28 protein-coding genes are annotated in these 19,220 nt (G+C 66.6%); 25 read left to right on the top strand and 3 right to left on the bottom strand.

The window, feature by feature from the left end:
• The first annotated feature begins 8 nt into the window (after positions 1-8).
• From rpsJ to EJO66_RS11300, 14 genes are all read left to right on the top strand, one after another.
• Positions 9-323 (top strand): 30S ribosomal protein S10, encoded by a 315-nt coding sequence (rpsJ, locus tag EJO66_RS11365; RefSeq protein WP_007838118.1) that lies wholly within the window; start codon positions 9-11, stop codon positions 321-323.
• A gap of 147 nt (positions 324-470) precedes the next feature.
• Entirely contained in the window at positions 471-2,057 is a 1,587-nt protein-coding gene (locus EJO66_RS11360; RefSeq protein WP_125965300.1) for a hypothetical protein, read from the top strand.
• Between the two features lie 14 nt (positions 2,058-2,071).
• Positions 2,072-2,611, top strand: coding sequence for a hypothetical protein (locus EJO66_RS11355; RefSeq protein ID WP_125965299.1), 540 nt, complete (start codon positions 2,072-2,074; stop codon positions 2,609-2,611).
• Between the two features lie 258 nt (positions 2,612-2,869).
• Positions 2,870-3,550 carry a 50S ribosomal protein L3 gene (gene rplC / locus EJO66_RS11350; RefSeq protein ID WP_021012791.1) on the top strand — a complete coding sequence of 227 codons (681 nt, stop codon included), beginning with the start codon at positions 2,870-2,872 and terminating at the stop codon, positions 3,548-3,550.
• A complete protein-coding gene (gene rplD / locus EJO66_RS11345; RefSeq protein WP_013543942.1) occupies positions 3,550-4,170 on the top strand; it encodes a 50S ribosomal protein L4 in 621 nt (206 codons plus the stop codon). The genes rplC and rplD overlap by 1 nt, the downstream gene beginning before the upstream one ends.
• Entirely contained in the window at positions 4,167-4,502 is a 336-nt protein-coding gene (gene rplW, locus EJO66_RS11340; protein WP_007838129.1) for a 50S ribosomal protein L23, read from the top strand. The genes rplD and rplW overlap by 4 nt, the downstream gene beginning before the upstream one ends.
• Before the next feature lie 2 nt (positions 4,503-4,504).
• Positions 4,505-5,329: a 50S ribosomal protein L2 gene (gene rplB, locus EJO66_RS11335; protein WP_015867666.1), complete on the top strand. Its 825-nt coding sequence runs from the start codon at positions 4,505-4,507 to the stop codon at positions 5,327-5,329.
• A 10-nt stretch (positions 5,330-5,339) separates the two neighbouring features.
• Positions 5,340-5,618 carry a 30S ribosomal protein S19 gene (rpsS, locus tag EJO66_RS11330; RefSeq protein ID WP_007838132.1) on the top strand — a complete coding sequence of 93 codons (279 nt, stop codon included), beginning with the start codon at positions 5,340-5,342 and terminating at the stop codon, positions 5,616-5,618.
• 9 nt (positions 5,619-5,627) lie between these two features.
• Entirely contained in the window at positions 5,628-5,960 is a 333-nt protein-coding gene (gene rplV / locus EJO66_RS11325) for a 50S ribosomal protein L22 (RefSeq protein ID WP_007838134.1), read from the top strand.
• A gap of 17 nt (positions 5,961-5,977) precedes the next feature.
• Positions 5,978-6,904 (top strand): 30S ribosomal protein S3, encoded by a 927-nt coding sequence (gene rpsC / locus EJO66_RS11320; protein ID WP_015867665.1) that lies wholly within the window; start codon positions 5,978-5,980, stop codon positions 6,902-6,904.
• A gap of 28 nt (positions 6,905-6,932) precedes the next feature.
• Positions 6,933-7,349 (top strand): 50S ribosomal protein L16, encoded by a 417-nt coding sequence (gene rplP / locus EJO66_RS11315; RefSeq protein WP_015867664.1) that lies wholly within the window; start codon positions 6,933-6,935, stop codon positions 7,347-7,349.
• A gap of 55 nt (positions 7,350-7,404) precedes the next feature.
• Positions 7,405-7,614 (top strand): 50S ribosomal protein L29, encoded by a 210-nt coding sequence (gene rpmC / locus EJO66_RS11310; RefSeq protein ID WP_026284221.1) that lies wholly within the window; start codon positions 7,405-7,407, stop codon positions 7,612-7,614.
• 9 nt (positions 7,615-7,623) lie between these two features.
• A complete protein-coding gene (rpsQ, locus tag EJO66_RS11305) occupies positions 7,624-7,893 on the top strand; it encodes a 30S ribosomal protein S17 (RefSeq protein WP_015867662.1) in 270 nt (89 codons plus the stop codon).
• A 94-nt stretch (positions 7,894-7,987) separates the two neighbouring features.
• On the top strand, positions 7,988-8,494 hold the full coding sequence (locus EJO66_RS11300; protein WP_124958954.1) for a peroxiredoxin: 507 nt from the start codon (positions 7,988-7,990) through the stop codon (positions 8,492-8,494).
• 5 nt (positions 8,495-8,499) lie between these two features.
• Here the strand turns inward: EJO66_RS11300 and EJO66_RS11295 are convergent, their stop codons facing one another.
• Together EJO66_RS11295 and EJO66_RS11290 are read right to left on the bottom strand one after the other, a co-directional pair.
• The gene (locus EJO66_RS11295; RefSeq protein ID WP_124958953.1) at positions 8,500-9,087 is read right to left on the bottom strand and encodes a GNAT family N-acetyltransferase; all 588 of its coding nucleotides are present in this window, start codon (positions 9,085-9,087) and stop codon (positions 8,500-8,502) included.
• Complete coding sequence (locus EJO66_RS11290; protein WP_124958952.1) at positions 9,084-9,797, bottom strand: cytochrome b/b6 domain-containing protein; 714 nt, start codon at positions 9,795-9,797, stop codon at positions 9,084-9,086. The genes EJO66_RS11295 and EJO66_RS11290 overlap by 4 nt, the downstream gene beginning before the upstream one ends.
• A gap of 157 nt (positions 9,798-9,954) precedes the next feature.
• Here EJO66_RS11290 and EJO66_RS11285 point away from each other — a divergent pair, with 157 nt between their 5' ends.
• A complete protein-coding gene (locus EJO66_RS11285; RefSeq protein ID WP_124958951.1) occupies positions 9,955-10,401 on the top strand; it encodes a c-type cytochrome in 447 nt (148 codons plus the stop codon).
• A 62-nt stretch (positions 10,402-10,463) separates the two neighbouring features.
• Here EJO66_RS11285 and EJO66_RS11280 read toward each other — a convergent pair whose 3' ends face one another.
• On the bottom strand, positions 10,464-10,961 hold the full coding sequence (locus tag EJO66_RS11280; protein WP_124958950.1) for a TlpA disulfide reductase family protein: 498 nt from the start codon (positions 10,959-10,961) through the stop codon (positions 10,464-10,466).
• Positions 10,962-11,050: 89 nt separating this feature from the next.
• Between EJO66_RS11280 and EJO66_RS11275 the strand changes: the two genes are divergently transcribed.
• The 10 genes from EJO66_RS11275 (at position 11,051) to EJO66_RS11230 (ending at position 19,195) form a co-directional block, all read left to right on the top strand.
• On the top strand, positions 11,051-11,593 hold the full coding sequence (locus tag EJO66_RS11275; protein ID WP_124958949.1) for a hypothetical protein: 543 nt from the start codon (positions 11,051-11,053) through the stop codon (positions 11,591-11,593).
• Positions 11,590-12,834 carry an MFS transporter gene (locus EJO66_RS11270; RefSeq protein ID WP_124958948.1) on the top strand — a complete coding sequence of 415 codons (1,245 nt, stop codon included), beginning with the start codon at positions 11,590-11,592 and terminating at the stop codon, positions 12,832-12,834. The genes EJO66_RS11275 and EJO66_RS11270 overlap by 4 nt, the downstream gene beginning before the upstream one ends.
• Entirely contained in the window at positions 12,831-13,286 is a 456-nt protein-coding gene (locus EJO66_RS11265; RefSeq protein ID WP_124958947.1) for a PTS sugar transporter subunit IIA, read from the top strand. The genes EJO66_RS11270 and EJO66_RS11265 overlap by 4 nt, the downstream gene beginning before the upstream one ends.
• On the top strand, positions 13,255-13,524 hold the full coding sequence (locus EJO66_RS11260; RefSeq protein ID WP_124958946.1) for an HPr family phosphocarrier protein: 270 nt from the start codon (positions 13,255-13,257) through the stop codon (positions 13,522-13,524). Before EJO66_RS11265 ends, EJO66_RS11260 begins: the two co-directional genes overlap by 32 nt.
• A gap of 103 nt (positions 13,525-13,627) precedes the next feature.
• Complete coding sequence (ptsP, locus tag EJO66_RS11255; RefSeq protein WP_124958945.1) at positions 13,628-15,421, top strand: phosphoenolpyruvate--protein phosphotransferase; 1,794 nt, start codon at positions 13,628-13,630, stop codon at positions 15,419-15,421.
• Between the two features lie 212 nt (positions 15,422-15,633).
• Positions 15,634-16,005: a DUF4148 domain-containing protein gene (locus tag EJO66_RS11250; RefSeq protein WP_124958944.1), complete on the top strand. Its 372-nt coding sequence runs from the start codon at positions 15,634-15,636 to the stop codon at positions 16,003-16,005.
• A gap of 42 nt (positions 16,006-16,047) precedes the next feature.
• Entirely contained in the window at positions 16,048-16,515 is a 468-nt protein-coding gene (locus EJO66_RS11245; RefSeq protein ID WP_124958943.1) for a Spy/CpxP family protein refolding chaperone, read from the top strand.
• 130 nt (positions 16,516-16,645) lie between these two features.
• On the top strand, positions 16,646-17,002 hold the full coding sequence (locus EJO66_RS11240) for a DUF4260 domain-containing protein (protein WP_223262266.1): 357 nt from the start codon (positions 16,646-16,648) through the stop codon (positions 17,000-17,002).
• A 100-nt stretch (positions 17,003-17,102) separates the two neighbouring features.
• Positions 17,103-17,801, top strand: coding sequence for a response regulator transcription factor (locus tag EJO66_RS11235; protein WP_164547811.1), 699 nt, complete (start codon positions 17,103-17,105; stop codon positions 17,799-17,801).
• On the top strand, positions 17,798-19,195 hold the full coding sequence (locus tag EJO66_RS11230; protein ID WP_125965298.1) for a HAMP domain-containing sensor histidine kinase: 1,398 nt from the start codon (positions 17,798-17,800) through the stop codon (positions 19,193-19,195). The genes EJO66_RS11235 and EJO66_RS11230 overlap by 4 nt, the downstream gene beginning before the upstream one ends.
• Positions 19,196-19,220: the final 25 nt, after the last annotated feature.

Below are 19,220 nucleotides of genomic sequence, written 5' to 3'. Positions count from 1 at the left end.
GAATCACCATGGCTACCAAGCAAAAAATCCGCATCCGCCTGAAGGCGTTCGACTACAAGCTGATCGACCAGTCGGCAGCCGAAATCGTTGATACCGCCAAGCGCACCGGCGCGATCGTCAAGGGCCCCGTGCCGCTGCCGACCCGCATGAAGCGTTTCGACATCCTGCGTTCGCCGCACGTCAACAAGACCTCGCGCGACCAGCTCGAGATCCGCACGCACCAGCGCCTGATGGACATCGTCGACCCGACCGACAAGACCGTGGACGCGCTGATGAAGCTCGACCTGCCGGCCGGCGTGGACGTCGAAATCAAGCTGCAGTAAACCGGCCTCGCGCTGCGTTTCCTGAAAAGCCCGCTTGCAGAAATGCAAGCGGGCTTTTTTTATTTGTTTCCCAACTGTGGCATCCTCGCGCACCGGTATTCTTCGGGGCAGACAAGGGCCGGGGCTGAAACGAGGGCAGTACAAGCTATGAGCTACAGGAACTCTTCTGCATGGATCGCGGCATGTGTCGTCGCGGCGCTGCTGGCCGCCTGCGGTGGCGGAGGCGGCGGGGGAGGTGGCGGCGGCCTGGCCGGCTTCCCGCTGCCGGTGGCGGGCCCGGTGACCCTGAGCGGCACGGCCACCTATGAATCCGTGCCGAATCCGAGCGGCACGCTCGTCTATGCCAGCTCGGCTCCCAGGCCCGTACGAGGGGCGGTGGTGGAAGTGCTCAATGCGGCAACGTCCGCGCAGCTGGCTACGGCCACCACCGACGACAACGGCGCCTATGCGGTGTCCGTGCCCGCGAACACGGCGATCGCGGTGCGGGTCAAGGCGCAGCTGGTTCGAAGCGGCCCGGGCGCAAGCTGGGATGTGACGGTGCGCGACAACACGCGTTCCGGCGGCCTGTACACCATGCAGAGTCCCACCTTCTCGTCCGGCATGGTCGCCTCGGTGCGCGACCTCCACGCACCTTCGGGCTGGGGTGGCTCGAGCTACACCGGGGACCGGGTGGCGGCGCCTTTCGCCATCCTCGATACGGTCTACACCGCCATGCAGAAGGTCATGTCGGTTGCGCCTGTAGCGACGTTCCCGGTATTGCGCGTGTTCTGGAGTCCCAACAATGCGCCAACCCGTGGAGTTATCAACCTCCCGGCGGGACAGATTGGCAGCACCTTCTTCGTCGACAGAGGCAGTAGCGGCCGTGAAATCTATGTGCTGGGCAAGGAAGACGTCGATACCGATGAATACGACACGTCGGTGATTGCCCACGAGTGGGGGCACTACTACCAGTCCTCCTTCAGCCGCGACGACTCGATGGGCGGGGACCACAGCCAGAGCCAGCGTACCGATCGCCGGCTCGCGTTCTCGGAAGGCTGGGGCAACGCCTGGTCGGGTATCGCGCTGGGGCGCCGGAACTATGTCGATTCGGGCGGCGCGCAACAGGCGTCCGCCCGGGAGAGCATCAACATCGACCTCTCTGCCGGCGCGGCAACCCTGCCGGGCTGGTACAGCGAAACCTCGATCCAGTCGATTTTCTGGAACCTCAACCAGCAGGTGGGCTTCAAGCCGATCCACGACACGCTGACCGGCTTCCAGTTCAGGAGCGGCGCGGCCGTCACCTCGATCCATCCTTTCTCGGCGGCCTTCAACGCGACCGCCCCGGGCAGCGCTTCGGCTTTGGCCGCCCTGCTCGGCGGGCAGAGCATCAACGCGACGGACAACGATCCGTTCGGCGGCGCCGAAACCAACGACGGCGCAATTCCGGTTGCGATCCCGATGTACAAGGTGGCGGCCGTGGGCGGCGGGGTGACCCGTGCCTGCGTCTCCAACGACGCCGGCACGGGCAACAAGCTCGGCAACTTCTCCTATGTTCGCTTCAATGCGCCCGCCAACCGCAGCTACCAGATCGTCGTGAATGGCGGTCCGGCGGGATCCAATCCCGATTTCGACATCTTCCGGGGCGGCCTGATTTCCCGCACCGGCAATACGGTCAGCCTGTCGGCCGGCGAGTACGTTCTGGCAGTGACGGACCTCAGCAGTCTCGACGCATGCTTCGACGTCTCCATTCAGTAGCAAGAAAGGCCGCCATGAACATCCGATCGAATTCGATGATGGCCCTCGCGTGCCTCGCACTGGCAACACTGTCGGCGCCGGCCACGGCAGACGGCGAGCCCGGGTCGCGCAGCGCCAGGCATGCGGCGTCGCAGCAGCGCCAGGCCGCCCCGATGGCCACGGCGCCGCAGAAGCCCGGCGGCGCCGGCGTCAAGCTCGAATATCGGCTCGACGCCACGCCGCAACTGGGCCAGGCCACGCCTGTCGTGCTGCAGTTCGACGGTGTGACCGACGCCGACGGTGCCACGGTCCGCCTGAGCGCCGACAAGGGGCTGGCGCTCCAGGGAAGCAGCACCCTCGCGCTGCCGGCCGGCAAGCGGACCACGGCCACCGTCGTCGTGGTGAGCGAGGCCGAAGGCTTGGCCTACCTCAATGTGTTCATCAATCAGGGCGGCGGCTCAAGCGCGGTTTCCGTCCCCATCCAGACCGGCGCGGCGACGCCGAACCTGAAATCCAGCGGCGAAATGAAGTCCACGCCAAGTGGTGACAGCATCATCACGATGCCCGTCAAATAGGGCGGAGCCGCAAAAAAGCAGGCAAGAACCGGAGGGGGGCGAGCGCCCTCCGGGCTGCTTCGCAATGCAGCTTGCACCGCGCCCGCATCGCGGGCTATAATCGCTGGCTCTGCCCTTCGTGCGTCCATTTGGCCGCCGTGAGGGCGGAGATTTATCAACCTTCCTTCGCAGGCCGGGTACCCCAAAGGGAATCGGCCAAACGCTGTCGCCAATTGAAGTGGCAGCGGCGAGGGGAGTTTCCATTTTTGGAGAAAACAAATGAGTCTGAGCAACTCCCTCGGGTTGCTGGGCCGCAAGGTGGGGATGATGCGTCTCTTCACCGATGACGGGGACGCAGTTCCTGTCACGGTGGTGGATGTGTCCAACAACCGTGTGACCCAGATCAAGTCGCAAGAGACCGACGGCTACGTCGCACTGCAAGTGACGTTCGGTTCGCGCAAGGCATCGCGCGTGACCAAGCCCCAAGCGGGCCACCTCGCCAAGGCGGGTGTCGAAGCTGGTGAAATCATCCGCGAATTCCGCGTGACCGCCGATACCGCAGGCCAGCACAAGGCTGGCGGCGTGATTGCCGCGAGCAGCGTGTTCTCGGTGGGCCAGAAGGTCGACGTGCAAGGCACCTCGATCGGCAAGGGCTACGCCGGCACGATCAAGCGCCACAACATGAGTTCGCAACGCGCGTCGCACGGCAACAGCCGTTCGCACAACGTTCCCGGCTCGATCGGCATGGCACAAGACCCCGGTCGCGTGTTCCCCGGCAAGCGCATGACGGGCCACCTCGGCGACGTCACCAAGACCACGCAGAACCTCGATGTCTTCCGCATCGACGAAGCGCGTCAACTGTTGCTCATCAAGGGCGCGATCCCGGGTTCGAAGGGTGGCTTCGTCACCGTGCGCCCCGCCATCAAGGCCAAGCCGCAAGCGGCTGAAGGAGCGAAGTAATGCAACTCGAACTCCTGAACGAACAAGGCCAGGCCGCGTCGAAATACGACGCCCCCGAGACCGTGTTCGGCCGTGACTACAACGAAGACCTGGTCCACCAGATCGTCGTTGCATTCCAGGCCAACGCCCGCCAAGGCACGCGCGCCCAGAAGGACCGCGAGCAGGTCAAGCACTCGACCAAGAAGCCTTTCAAGCAAAAGGGAACGGGCCGCGCCCGTGCCGGTATGACGTCCTCGCCGCTGTGGCGCGGGGGTGGCCGGATCTTCCCGAACATGCCTGACGAAAACTTCTCGCAGAAGATCAACAAGAAGATGTACCGCGCCGGCATGGCCGCCATCTTCTCGCAGCTCGCTCGCGAAGGCCGTCTGGCCGTGGTGGATTCGCTGACCGTGGATTCGCCCAAGACGAAGCCGCTGGCAGCCCGTTTCAAGGCGATGAATCTCGAGTCCGTGCTCGTGATCGCCGAAGAAGTCGACGAAAACCTGTACCTTGCCTCGCGCAATCTGGTGAACATTCTCGTGGTCGAACCCCGCTACGCCGATCCGGTGTCGCTGGTCCACTACAAGAAGGTGCTGGTCACCAAGGGTGCCGTCGACAAGCTCAAGGAGATGTTCGCATGAGCCGCGTGAACCCTACCGCCGCTGAACGTACGTTCGAAGAAGGCCGCCTGATGGCGGTGCTGGTCGCCCCGATCGTGTCCGAAAAGGCCACGATGGTCGGCGAGAAGTCGAACGCTGTCACTTTCAAGGTGCTGCAAGACGCCACCAAGCCCGAGATCAAGGCCGCCGTCGAACTGATGTTCAAGGTCGAAGTCCAGGGCGTGTCGGTGCTCAACACCAAGGGCAAGACCAAGCGCTTTGGCAAGTCCATCGGCCGCCGCGACAACGTTCGCAAGGCCTATGTGACGCTCAAGCCCGGTCAAGAGCTCAACCTCGTCGGGGAAGGCGCTTAATCATGGCCGTCATCAAGATGAAACCCACTTCGCCGGGCCAACGCGGCGCGGTGAAGATCTCGCGGGACCACCTGTTCAAGGGTGCTCCTCACGCGCCTCTGCTGGAACCCCAGTTCCAGAAGGCCGGCCGCAACAACAACGGCCACATCACGATCCGTCATCGTGGCGGCGGTGCCAAGCACCACTACCGCGTTGTCGACTTCGTGCGCAACAAGGACGGTATCCCGGCCAAGGTCGAACGCATCGAATACGACCCGAACCGCACCGCCCACATTGCCCTGGTCTGCTACGCCGACGGCGAGCGCCGCTACATCATCGCCCCGCGCGGTCTTGAGGCTGGCGCAACGCTGCTGAGCGGTTCGGAAGCCCCGATTCGCGCCGGCAACACGCTGCCGATCCGCAACATTCCGGTCGGCTCGACGATCCACTGCATCGAACTGCAGCCCGGCAAGGGCGCGCAGATCGCGCGTTCGGCCGGCACGTCGGCCACGCTGCTGGCTCGCGAAGGCGTCTACGCCCAGGTCCGCATGCGTTCGGGTGAGGTGCGCCGCATCCACATCGAATGCCGCGCCACCATCGGTGAAGTTGCGAACGAAGAGCACAGCCTGCGCCAACTCGGCAAGGCCGGTGTGAAGCGCCACATGGGTATTCGCCCGACCGTTCGCGGCGTGGTGATGAATCCTGTCGACCACCCGCACGGTGGTGGCGAAGGCAAGACCGGCGAAGGCCGCCATCCTGTCGACCCATGGGGCAACCTGACCAAGGGCTACCGTACCCGTAACAACAAGCGCACGCAGGTCTTCATCGTGTCGCGCCGCAAGAAGTAAGGGATAGCAAATGACTCGCTCTCTCAAAAAGGGTCCGTTTGTTGACCATCACCTCGTGGCCAAGGCCGACAAGGCTGTGACGACGAAGGACAAGAAGCCGATCAAGACCTGGTCGCGCCGCTCGATGGTCCTGCCCGAGTTCATCGGCCTGACCATTGCCGTGCACAACGGCAAGCAGCACGTGCCTGTCTACATCACCGACCAGATGGTCGGCCACAAGCTCGGCGAATTTGCGCTCACGCGCACGTTCAAGGGGCACCCCGCGGACAAGAAAGTCCAGAAGAAGTAAGGAACGACCATGTCTGAAACACGTGCAGTCCTCCGCGGTGTCCGCCTCTCGGTCGACAAGGGCCGTCTGGTCGCTGACCTGATCCGCGGCAAGAAGGTTGATCAAGCGCTCAACGTTCTGCAATTCACGCAGAAGAAGGCCGCTGTGATCATCAAGAAGGTGCTCGAGTCGGCAATTGCCAACGCCGAGCACAACGATGGCGCCGATATCGACGAACTGAAGGTCAAGACCATCTACGTCGAACAGGGCGCAACGCTCAAGCGCTTCACGGCGCGAGCCAAGGGTCGCGGTAACCGCATCAGCAAGCCCACGTGCCATGTGTACGTGACGGTTGGCAACTAAGAACGCCTGGAAGAAATATGGGACAGAAAATCCATCCGACCGGCTTCCGCCTTGCGGTTACCCGTAACTGGTCCAGCCGCTGGTACGCAAGCGACCGCGATTTCGCGGGCATGCTGGCCGAAGACATCAAGGTTCGCGAATACCTCAAGAAGAAGCTGAAAAACGCTTCGGTGTCGCGCGTCATGATCGAGCGTCCCGCCAAGAACGCACGCATCACGATCTACTCGGCTCGTCCGGGCGTCGTGATCGGCAAGAAGGGCGAAGACATCGAGAACCTCAAGCGCGAACTGGGCAAGCAGCTCGGCGTGCCGGTGGCAGTGAACATCGAAGAAGTGCGCAAGCCTGAAATCGATGCCCAGCTGATCGCCGACAGCATCACGCAGCAGCTCGAAAAGCGGATCATGTTCCGCCGCGCCATGAAGCGCGCCATGCAGAACGCCATGCGTCTGGGTGCCCAGGGCATCAAGATCATGTCGGCCGGCCGCCTGAACGGCATCGAAATTGCCCGTACCGAGTGGTATCGCGAAGGTCGCGTGCCCCTCCACACGCTGCGTGCCGACATCGACTACGGCACCTCGGAAGCCAAGACCACCTATGGCGTCATCGGCGTCAAGGTCTGGGTCTACAAGGGCGACACGCTGGGCCGCAACGACCTGCCGGCCGTCGAAACGCCGCGTCCGGACGACGAGCGTCGTCCGCGTGGTCCGCGCCGCGATGGCCGCCCGGGTGGCGACCGTCCGGGTTCGGACCGTCGTGGTCCCGGCCCGCGCGCCGGTGCCCGTGGCCCGATCGGTGGCAACACCGCTCCGGCCGACGGCAGCGACAAGCCCGCAGAAGCCACTGGCGCAGCCCCTGCTGCTCCGGGTGCAGACTCGAAACCCGCCGTTAAGCGCGTCCGCAAAGCCGCGCCAGCTGCAGCAGCTGACGGTGCCAAGACCGAGTGATCGGTCTTAGAACTACGGAGTATTAAAAATGCTGCAACCTGCACGCAGAAAGTTCCGCAAGGAACAAAAGGGCCGCAACACCGGCGTCGCAACCCGGGGCAACTCGGTTGCCTTCGGTGACTTCGGTCTCAAATGCACCGACCGCGGCCGCCTCACGGCGCGCCAGATCGAAGCCGCTCGCCGCGCGATTTCGCGTCACGTGAAGCGCGGTGGCCGTATCTGGATCCGCGTGTTCCCGGACAAGCCGATCTCTACCAAGCCCGCCGAAGTGCGGATGGGTAACGGTAAGGGCAACCCCGAGTACTACGTCGCTGAAATCCAGCCTGGCAAGATCGTGTTCGAGATCGTCGGCGTGCCCGAAGAACTCGCCCGCGAAGCGTTCCGCCTGGCCGCCGCCAAGCTTCCGCTGCGCACGACGTTCGTCGCTCGCCAGCTCGGCGCCTGAGAGGAGAACATCCATGGCAACACGTAAGAAAAAAGAAACCGCGGCTCCGGCCAAGGTGACCAAGGCTGCAACGCTGCGCACGAAGGACGTCGCAGGCCTGCAAGCCGAAATCAAGGACCTGCAGAAGGCCCATTTCGGCCTGCGCATGCAGAAAGCCACGCAACAGCTGTCGAACACCTCGACGCTGCGCGTGACGCGCCGCGACATCGCGCGCGCCAAGACCATTCTTGCTCAGAAGCAGCAAGAAACCCAAGCCGCCAAGTAAGGAGTGAACATGACGGAAGCTAAAAAATCCCTCAAGCGCACCTTGATCGGCAAGGTGGTCAGCGACAAGCGTGCCAAGACCGTGACCGTGCTGGTCGAGCGCCGTGTGAAGCACGAGCTCTACGGCAAGATCGTGGCCAAGACGAGCAAGTACCACGCCCATGACGAAAAGGGCGAGTACAAGCTGGGCGACACCATCGAGATCACGGAAAGCCGTCCGATCTCCAAGACCAAGAACTGGGTCGTGACCCGCCTGGTCGAGAAGGCCGTGCTGGTCTGATCACTGGTTGATCGACCCCGGGAAGCCTCTCGAAGGCAACCCATCCGGAAACGGCCCACAATGTGGGCCGTTTTTCTTTTTCAGGAGCACTCAGATGATCAAAGTCGGCGACACCCTACCTTCGGCAACCCTGCAGGAATATTCCGAGGTCGAGGGCGAAGGCTGCAGCATCGGACCGAACCCGGTGGACGTGGGCAAGGCCACGGCCGGCAAGACCATTGCGCTGTTCGCGCTGCCGGGCGCCTTCACGCCCACCTGCTCGGCCAAGCACGTGCCCGGCTATGTGCAGCACTTCGACGACTTCAAGGCCGCCGGCGTGGACGAGATCTGGTGCGTGAGCGTGAACGACGCCTTCGTGATGGGCGCCTGGGCACGCGACCAGAAGACCGGCGCCAAGGTGCGCATGCTGGCCGACGGCAGTGCCGATTTCGCCAAGGCCACCGGCCTCACGCTCGACCTGACCGGACGCGGCATGGGCCTGCGCAGCAACCGCTATTCGATGCTCGTGAAGGACGGCAAGGTGGCCACGCTGAACGTCGAGGCACCGGGCAAGTTCGAGGTCAGCAACGCCGAGACGCTGCTGGCCCAGGCCCGCGGCTGAGCTGACTAAAGCTCCACTTTGAGGTAGTGCGCGCCCGCGATCGGGTTGTGATAGTAGGGCGGCACTTCCTCGAAACCCAGGTCCTCGTAAAGCGCGCGAGCCGACTCCATCTCGTCCAGCGTGTCGAGCAGCACGCAGGCATAGCCTGCGCCGCGCGCGGCGTCGAGGATCGCTTCGGCGAGCTGCCGCCCGACCCCCAGCCCCCGAAAGCCGGGCCGCACGAACAGCCGCTTCATCTCGGCGGCATTGGCGTAGTCGGTGTTGTCGAGCGGGCGCAGTGCGCAGCAGCCGGCCACGTGCGCCAGCGTGCCGTTGGCGCGCAGGAAGGTCGGCGCGCGTTGCCCGGCCTCTTCCTTGATGTGGGCGGCATCGACCAGCGCAAGCAGCAGGGCGCCGCGCGGTTCGGCGTAGTCGCCCGGCAGCGTGGCGACCTCTTCCTCGAAGTTCTGGAAGCACAGATCGATGTCCAGCGAGGCGGCGTAGTCGCGGAAGATCGCGCGCGCCGCATCGAGTTCGCCAGGTTCCTCCGGCGTCAGGAGCACGACGGCTGGCGTATCGGCCAGCGGCAGGGGGCGTGAAACCGAAAAGCTCATACGCGCAGCGATGAAATCCACCAGGCCGCACCTGCGCATGCGGCGAACAGCACCAGCGCGAGCCCGCGCGAGGCGGTGTCGTCGCGGCTGGGCGCCGCCTGGCTGTGGGCGGGCGTGACCAGCTTGTCGCCCGACACCATGGGCCGCACCAGGCGGTGCCGCTTGACCAGCACGTAGAAGAGCACCGCCAGCACGTGCAGGCTCACCAGGGCAATCACGATCGTCTTGCCCGGCCCCTCGTGCCAGCCCGTGGCAAGGCTCACCACGTCGCCGGAGACGAAGCGCGTGAGCGGCCCCGCTGCGGAAATTTCGTCGTCCGCCATCAACCCCGTGCCGACCTGTGCCGCAAGCACCGCAAGCACGGCGAAAACCGAGAGGGCACCCAATGGCGTGTGGCCGATCACATGATCGGGATGAGCCCGCCCGCGCAGGTACGCGACGACCGAGCCCGGGCCATAGAAGAACGAGGCAAAGCGCGACCAGCGTCCGCCCACGAAACCCCAGAGCAGGCGAAACAGCAGCAGGGCGAGCACTGTGTAGCCCAGGCGGAAGTGCCACTCCATGACGCCGCCGAGGCCGGTGGCGATCAGGCCGATCACGGTGACGCTCAATGTCCAGTGGAAAACGCGCGTCGGCAGATCCCAGATGCGCTTTCGGACGGGGGTGTCGGACGATGCGGCCTGCATGGCGGCCACGGAGGAGTCGGTCATCGAAGAGGCGGGGTGCGCAAAAGACTGCGGAAGGCGCAGATTAGCAAAGTCCGGGCCGCTGCATGCTTCGGGTTGTTGCTATGCGCGCCAGGAACGCTGCCCCTACACTCGGCGCGGCGCCGTTTTCGACGGTGCCGAACCCACAACAAGGACCCCGATGATTCGACTTGCTCCGTTCGCGCTGGCCGCTGCCTGCGCCGCGATTTCCCTGCCGGCGGCCGCCCAGTTCGCCAAGCCCGAGGACGCCATCAAGTACCGCCAGAGCGCGCTGTTCGTGATGGGCCAGCATTTCAGCCGTGTCGGCGCCATGGCCAATGGACGCATTCCCTACGATGCGGCTGCCGCCTCCGCCAACGCAGAGATCGTGGCCGAAATGGCCAGGCTGCCCTGGACCGCTTTCGGGGCCGGAACCGAAGGCGGCAAGGGCAAGCCTGAGGTCTGGAAGGAAACCGCGAAGTTCAAGGAGCACCAGGACAAGATGGTTGCCGAGACCGGCAAGCTGGTGGTCGCAGCCAAGGCCGGCACCATCGACGCGCTCAAGGCCCAGTTCGGCGCCACCGCCTCGAGCTGCAAGGCCTGCCACGACAGCTTCCGCAACCAGTAGCCGAGCGGCAGAACAAGAAAGGCGCTGCCGAAAGGAGCGCCTTCATGATTCCAGCGGGCGGATCAGGCCTCGGCGAGCAGCTTCTCGATCAGCTTGTGGAGCTCGGCGAAATCGGGCTCGCCCACATAGCGCTTCACGATCTCGCCCTTCTTGTTGACCAGGTAGGTGGTGGGCGTGAGCTTCACGTCGCCCCAGGCCTGCGCCACGCTGCCGGTGTTGTCGATCGCCACCTTGAACGGCAGCTTGCGGGTCTCGGCAAAGTTGACGACGTAGCTCGGCGGGTCGTAGCTCATGGCCACTGCCAGCGTGTCGTAGCCCTTGGACTTGTACTTGTCGTAGGTGGCGATGACCTTGGGCATTTCAGCCACGCAGGTCACGCAGCTCGTAGCCCAGAAGTTCACCAGGGTGACCTTGCCCTTCAGGTCGTTGGTGCTTTTCTTGCTGCCGTCGAGCAGCACGAAGGTCGAGGCCGGTGCCGCGGTGGCGCCGGAACCGAGGTACACCCCCACGCCAGCGGCCAATGCAAGGGCGACTGCGGCGACGGCGATGTATTTTTTCATGGCAGCGGATGGAGAGAGGCGGGGCGATTTTAGTTCCGCCCGCCGGATCGTGCCGGCGTGCGTCCGCGCGGCTCGATAATGGCTTTCCGATGCCATCGTCCGATTCCCGTTTCCGGCCCCCGCTGGCCGCAGCCGCCGCGCTCGTGCTTGCCGCCTGCAGCCCCACCTTCAATTGGCGCGAGGTGCCGGTTGCCGATGACGGCCTGGTCGTTCTCCTGCCCTGCAAGCCGGACCGCGCCAATCGCGCCTTGCCGCTCGGCGTCGAGTCGGTGCAGGTCGACATGGCGGGCTGCGAGACCGGCGGTGCAACCTTCGCCGTGGCCCATGCATCCGCCGACAGTCCGGCGCAGGCCGAGGCCTGGCTCAAGGCGTGGCGTGCTGCCACCCGCAGCCAGCTGGGCGAGACGCAGATGACCGAAGCCCCTGCTGCACTGAAACGCGCGCTCGCCGCGCCCGCACCGGTGCGGCTCGATGCGCAGCCGCCGCGGCAGGGCGCCGCACCGGTCCAGGTGCTCTGGTTCGCCCAGTCGAAGAAGAACGGCGGTGTCTCGCTCTACCAGGCCACCGTGCTCGGCCGCCCTTCTGCGCCCGACGCGGCAACCACTTTCTTCGAGGGCCTGCGTCTCCCATGAGCGGCGGCCTGCTTGCCGGCCGGCGGCGCATCGCCACCGTCTTCCTGGCCTTCGCCTTCGCCTATTTCCTCTCGACGCTGGTGCGGGCCATCACGGCCACGCTGTCGCCGGCGCTCACCGCCGAGTTCGGACTCGAGTCGCGCGATCTTGGATTGCTCGCGGGCGGCTATTTTCTGGGCTTCGCGTTCACGCAGCTGCCCATGGGCACCTGGCTCGACCGCCATGGGCCCAAGCGCGTGATCGTCTGCTTCCTGTCCGCCGCGGTGGCCGGCTGCCTGCTGTTTTCGGTGGCCACGCATTTCTGGCTGCTGCTGGCGGCGCGCGTGCTCACCGGCGTCGGCGTGAGCGCCTGCCTGATGGCGCCGCTCACCGGCTACCGGCGCTGGCTGACGCCGCCCATGCAGCTGCGCAGCAACTCGTGGATGCTGATGGTGGGCTCCTTCGGCCTGGTCGGCGCGACCCTGCCGGTGCAGTGGCTCATGCCCTACCTCGGCTGGCGGCCGCTGTTCTGGCTGCTGGCGGCGGGCGCGCTCGTGTCGATGGCGCTGATCGCATGGGCGGCGCCGGCATGGGATGACGGCGCCGCCCGGGAAAAGAACCAGGACGAGGGCAGCTACGCGGCCGTCTGGCGCGACCCCTTCTTCCGCAAGCTGGCGCCGATCGGTTTCTTCAACTACGGCGGCTTCGTCGCGATGCAGACGCTCTGGGTCGTGCCATGGCTCACGCGCGTGGCGGGCTACACGCCCCAGGAGGCCGCCGGCGCGCTGTTCTGGATCAGCATCGCGCTGCTCGCGACCTATGGGCTCTGGGGCATGGTCAATCCGCGGCTCGCGCACCGCGGCATTCCCGCTGCCCGGCTGCTGGCCTGGGGCATGCCGCTCGGGATGCTCGTGCTTGCTCTGGTTTTGATAGCTGGCCCCGCGGCGGGGACGGTGGCCTGGGTGGTCTTCCTGTGCGTCTCCACCGTCGTCACGCTGGCCCAGCCCGCCGTTGCCCTGGCCTTGCCGACCGCGCTCGCGGGCCGCGCGCTGTCGGCCTACAACCTGGTGGTCTTTGCAGGCGTATTTGTCGTGCAGTGGGGCATCGGCCTGCTGATCGACCTGTTCGCCAGCGCCGGGCTCGATCCGGTGGCGTCGTTCCGTGCGGCGCTGTCCGTTTTCCTCGCCTGCTGCGTTATGTCGTATGTCTACTTCCTCTGGGCGCCCCCGCATAATCGGTGCGTAGTTCCCCGACCCGCATGAACAGCATCCTCATCATCGCCCACTCACCGTTCGCGCAGGCGCTGCGGCGGTGCGCGCTGCATGTGTTCCCCGATTGCGAACAGGCCATCGTCGCACTCGACGTGCTGCCCAACGTGTCGCCCGAAGAAACGCTGGCGGCGGCCCGCATCACGCTCGCGCAGCAGCTCAATGCACCGCGCTCGCAGGTGCTGGTGCTGGCCGACGTGTTCGGCGCAACGCCCTGCAACGTGGCTCAGAAGCTGGTGGACGGCGTCCGCTCGCGGCTGGTGGCAGGCGTCAACCTGCCGATGCTGCTGCGCGCGGTGACCTACCGCCACGAGCCGCTCGAGACGCTGGTGCAGCGCGCCATCGCGGGCGGCACCGCGGGTGTCATGCAGGTGGCGGTGGCGGCACCCCAGAATCAGGCGAAGAGAAAGCACAGTGATCAAGAAATCCGTGACCATCAGCAATAAGCTCGGCCTTCATGCGCGCGCATCGGCCAAGCTCACCAAGATCGCAGGCAGCTTTCCTTGCGAGGTGTGGCTCTCGCGCGGCGACCGCCGCATCAATGCCAAGAGCATCATGGGCGTCATGATGCTGGCCGCCGGGCTCGGCTCGACCGTCGAGCTCGAGACCAACGGCCAGCAGGAAGAAGAGGCGATGGATGCCCTCGTTCAATTAATGAACGACAAGTTCGGCGAAGGCGAATGAATGTGGCCCCCACGCTCCGCACTGCGTGTCGTCGCTGCCCCCCGAGGGGGCTCGGCCGCCTTGGGGCGGCCCGGCGGCGGCCGGTGACCTTCGGTAGACGCCCATGACCTTCGCAGTCCACGGCCTCCCTGTCGCCCGTGGCATTGCCATTGGCCGCGCGGTGCTGGTGGTGTCGAGCCGCATCGACGTGGCCCACTACTTCATCAAGCCCGAAGAAATAGAAACCGAGATCGACCGGGTGCGCATGGCCCGCAACGCGGTGGCCGACGAGCTTGCCAAGCTGCAGGCCAGCGTCGCGCTGATGGGCCCCAACGATGCGCCGCACGAGCTCGCGGCGCTGCTCGAAGTGCACCAGATGCTGCTGCAGGACGAGGCGCTCACCGGCGGCGTGAAGCACTGGATCACCGACCGGCTCTACAACGCCGAATGGGCGCTGACCACGCAGCTCGAAATCATCGCGCGCCAGTTCGACGAGATGGAGGACGAGTACCTGCGCGAGCGCAAGGCCGACCTCGAGCAGGTGGTCGAGCGGCTGCTGCACCGCATGAAGGGCACGGCCGCGGTGCTGGCGCCGAGCCCGCCGCGCCGCAAGCGCCCCGCGGCCGAGGAGGACGACGACCCCACCGCCGGCGACGGCATCGACGCGCCGCTGGTGCTGATCGCGCATGACCTGTCGCCGGCCGACATGCTCCAGTTCAAGAAGAGCGTGTTCGCCGGCTTCGTGACCGACGTGGGCGGGCGCACCTCGCACACCGCCATCGTCGCGCGCAGCATGGACATTCCGGCCGTGGTGGGCGCGCGCACCGCGAGCCAGCTGGTGCGCCAGGACGACTGGGTGATCATCGACGGCGATGCCGGCGTGGTGATCGTCGATCCCTCGCCGATCATCCTGGCCGAGTACGGCTTCAAGCAGCGCCAGGGCGACCTCGAGCGCGGCCGGCTCGCACGCCTGCGCCACAAGCCCGCGGTGACGCTCGACGGCCAGCGCGTCGAACTGCTCGCCAACATCGAGATGCCCGAGGACACCGTCGGCGCCGTCAAGGCCGGCGCGGTGGGCGTGGGGCTGTTCCGCAGCGAGTTCCTCTTCATGGGCCGCGAGTCGCAGCACCAGACCCGCCTGCCCGACGAGGAAGAGCAATACCAGGCCTACAAGCGCGCGGTCGAAGGCATGCAGGGCATGCCGGTCACCATCCGCACCATCGACGTGGGCGCCGACAAGCCGCTCGACGGCAAGGCAGTCAGCAAGCAGGAGCACCTGAATCCCGCGCTCGGCCTGCGCGCCATCCGGTGGAGCCTGGCCGACCCGGCGATGTTCCTCACGCAGTTGCGCGCCATCCTGCGCGCGGCGGCGCACGGCGAGATCCACCTGCTGATCCCCATGCTCGCGCACGTCAGCGAGATCCGCCAGACGCTGTCGCTGATCGACTTCGCGCGCTCGGAACTCGACAGCCGCGGCGCCGTGTACGGCAAGGTGAAGCTCGGCGCGATGATCGAGATTCCCGCCGCCGCGCTCACGCTCAAGACCTTCCTGAAGTACTTCGACTTCCTGTCGATCGGCACCAACGACCTGATCCAGTACACGCTGGCCATCGACCGGGCCGACGAGGCCGTGGCCCACCTCTACGACCCGGCCCATCCCGCGGTGCTCAGGCTGGTGGCCGACACCATTGCCGAATGCCGCCGCCAGGGCAAGAGCGTGGCCGTGTGCGGCGAAATGGCGGGCGACGTGGCCTTCACGCGCCTCTTGCTCGGCCTGGGACTGCGCAGCTTCTCGATGCATCCGTCGCGCATCCTCGCCGTCAAGCAGGAAGTGCTGCGCGCCGACACCAGCAAGCTCGAGGCGTGGGCCAAGGGCGTGCTCGAGTCGGACGATCCGGCGGCGGCCCTGGCAGGCTGAGACGCGCGCGGCCTCTTCCAGAAACACCGAGGAACCGGCTTTGCCGGGCCTCTGGTGTTGCCCCCGGTAGGGGGAGGGCGAAGCGACACGAAGTGCGCGAAGCCTGGGGGCGAGCGAAACATAACGAAACACGCCGAAACTGCGGCGAAAGGACTTGCAGCACCGCGGCAAGCACCATCAGGTCTCCTCTTCCACAACAGAAAGGCCTGATCGTGAAATCTCTCTCCCTGACCCAAGTCGTTGCCATCGGCTCCTTCGCGCTGCTCGCTGCAGCCGGCGCCAAGGCTGAATCCTACGAAGGCGTCCAGCCGCTCGCCTCGGCCAAGAGCCGCGCCGAAGTCAACGCCGAGGCCGTTCGCGCGGCTTCCGCACCGGACCAGAACGTCGTGCGCGGTTCGCGCGGTGCCGAGACCATGGCCGTTTCCAGGGACCGCGCGGGCGTCGTCTTCGAAGCCATGCGCACCGCCGCCGCACCCGACCAGAACGTGACCTCGGGTTCGCGCGTGAACAGCAAGGTCGTCTCGACCATGCAGAACCCCGTCGATGCACGCGCCGCAGCCGCCGGCAACAGCAACAGGCTCTAAGACCCACGCCCGCAGGGCACCCCTCGGGCCGCAAGGAACATCATGAAACACTGGATCAAACGCACTCTCTTCGGTTTTGCCGGCCTTGCGGTGGTGGCGGGCAGCATTGCCGGCTGCGCCGGCCATCGGCACGGCTGGGGCAGCGGCGACTCCGCCGAGTTCCGCACCAGGATGGTCGAGCGCGTCGGCAGCAAGCTGGAACTCGACGCAGCGCAGAAGCAGAAGCTCACCGTGCTGGCCGAGAAGCTGCAGGCGCAGCGCGAAGCGATGCGTGGTGCGAGCGGTGCAGGCGATCCGCGTTCGCAGTTCAAGGCGCTGTTCGCGGGCAACAAGCTCGACCAGGCGGCGGCCACGCGGCTCGTCGACGAGAAGACCACGGCCGTGCGCAACGGCAGCCCCGAGATCATCGCGGCCGCCGCCGATTTCTTCGACAGCCTGAACGCCGAGCAGCAGCAGAAGGTGCGTGACTTCATGGATCGCGGCGGACGCCGCTGGCGCCGTCATGGCTAGGCTTGGCTCGCCCCCGGTCTTCGCGCACTTCGTGTCGCTCCGCCAACCCCCCTCCAGGGGGCGACACCTGTGGCCAGGAGAAGCCGGTTCCACGGTATCCCACGACCAGGCAGTGGCAGGCGGCGTGCGCATGCTGCTGCGTGTGGAAGGTGTCGTGGTGCTTGCCGCATCGCTGGCCGCCTATGCGCAGTTCGGTGCCGGCTGGGGCGTGTTCGCGCTCTGGCTGCTGGCGCCCGATCTCGCGATGCTGGGCTACCTGGCCGGGCCGCGCATCGGCGCCGCCTTCTACAACGCCACGCATTCGTACCTCGGCGCCGTCGCGCTGCTGGCCATCGGTGCGCTCGCGGCCATCCCGTGGGCCGTGGCCGGCGGGCTGATCTGGTGCGCCCACATCGGCCTCGATCGCGCGCTCGGCTGGGGCCTCAAGTACGGCGCGGGCTTCGGCTCGACGCACCTGGGCCGCATCGGGCGGGCCGATCCGTGGTGAAGGCCGCGCAATGGCGCGCCTCGCAGCGGGCGGAAATGGCGGTGCAATGCCCGCAGGCCTGATCGTCAGCCAACTGTTTGCCAGGAGGCACAATCCCGCCATGCCGCGCATCCTGCTGATCGACGACGACGAACATCTCGCCGCGCCGCTGACCACCTACTTCGCCCGCTTCGGCTACACGCTGGAGAGCGCGGTGCGCCCGAGCGAAGGGCTCGCCAAGCTGCGCGCGGGCCCCTACGACGCGGCGATCCTCGACGTGATGCTGCCCGAGATGGACGGCTTTGCGCTGTGCCGCGAGATCCGCAAGGAGAGCGACATTCCGATCGTGATGCTCACTGCGCGCGGCGAGGTGATGGACCGCGTGGTCGGCCTCGAGCTGGGCGCCGACGACTACGTGCCCAAGCCCTTCGAGCCGCGCGAACTGGTGGCGCGCGTGCAGACCATCCTGCGCCGCCAGCGCAGCACGCCGGCGGCGGCCAACGGCAACGGCACCCAGCACCGCGTGTTCGACGGGCTGTCGATCGACCTCGACCGGCGCCAGGTGCTGCGCCAAGGCGAGCGCGTCGAACTCACCGGCACCGAGTTCGAACTGCTCGCGCTGCTGGCGGCCGAGCCCGGCAAGGTGTTCAGCCGCGACGACATCCTGAACCGCCTGCGCGGCCACGAGGCCGAGCTCTACACCCGGGCGGTCGACATCGTGGTGAGCCGCCTGCGCAAGAAGCTCGAGCCGCTGGACTGCATCAAGACGCTGCGCAATGCCGGCTATGCGCTGGCCGTCGCGCGCAGCGAGCCTGCATGAAGGGCAGGCGGCGGAGTTTGCGCGAGGCGCTGCGCGGGATCGCATCGCGCCGCGCGGAGCTGCACAGGCAGTGGCACGCGCAGTGGCACGAGAAGGTGCAGGGCAAGCGCCGCTGGCGCCGCTCGCTGCGCATCCGGCTGGTCATGATGTTCGTGATGCTGGCGCTGGTGATGGCGGCGGTGTTCATGGGCGGCATGAAGAAGTCCTTTTCGACCGGCTGGGCCGAGGCCGCCAAGCCGATGCTGGTCGACTATGCCGACCGGCTCGTCGCCGAGATCGGCACGCCGCCCGACGTGGCGCGCGCGCAGGCGCTCGTCGCCCGGCTGCCGATCACGATCCGCATCGTGGGCCCCAAGGTCAACTGGGACTCCAACCCCGGCGGCATCCAGGGCCGCGGCGGCTGGATGCACGACCGCGACGAGAAGCCCTGGAGCGACAAATGGTTCATCCGCCCCACGGCCGATGGCCACCACGTCATCTTCGGCTGGTCGCCCAGGCTCTGGCAGCTCGCGCCGCGCGTCGTCGGCTGGGCCACGCTCTGCGCGCTGCTGCTGCTCGTGGTGCTGGGCTATGCCTATGTCAGCCGGCTGCTGCGGCCGCTGATCGACATCCGCGAAGGCGCGCAGCGCTTCGGCCGCGGCGAGTTCACGCAGCCGATTCCGATCCGCCGCAACGACGACCTGGGCGATCTTGCCGAGCACATCAACACCATGGCCGACGACATCCAGGCCATGCTCGATGCCAAGCGCGGGCTGCTGCTGGCGTTGAGCCACGAGTTGCGCTCGCCGCTCACGCGCGCCCGGCTCAATGCCGAGCTGCTGCCGGTCACGCCCGAAAGCCAGGCCGAGCGCGAGGCGCTGCTGCGTGACCTCAACGAGATGCGCGACCTGATCAGCGACCTGCTCGAGAGCGAGCGCCTCGCAAGCCCGCACGTGGCATTGCAGCGCGAGCCGGTCGACCTGGCGGCGCTGGTGCGCGAAGTCGCGGCCGAGATGCCGGGCGCCCAGCAGGTGCACCTGGACCTGGCCGAGGGACTGCCGCCGCATGCCGTCGACCGCATGCGCATCCGCCTGCTGGTGCGCAACCTGCTGGACAACGCCCTGCGCTACAGCACCGACGCTCCCCGCCCGCCCTGCGTGTCGCTGCGCGCCGTGGTCGACGGGCCGGCGCAGGGTGTCGAGATCGAGGTCCGCGACCACGGCCCCGGCGTCGACGAGGCCCAGCTCGAACGCCTGACCGAGGCCTTCTACCGCACCGACAGCGCGCGCGCGCGCGCCACCGGCGGCGTCGGGCTCGGGATGTACCTTTGCCGGCTGATCGCCGAGGCGCACGGCGGGAGCCTGGCGGTGCGCAACGCGAATCCAGGGCTGCGGATCGTCGTTCGCCTGGCCTGAGCGGCCGCCGCCAGGCCTGGGCGCG

This window comes from Variovorax beijingensis (genome assembly GCF_003951285.1).
Classification (GTDB): Bacteria; Pseudomonadota; Gammaproteobacteria; order Burkholderiales; family Burkholderiaceae_C; genus Variovorax; species Variovorax beijingensis.
Note: the sequence above shows the minus strand (reverse complement) of the source record. Positions and strands in the feature narration are given on the sequence as shown.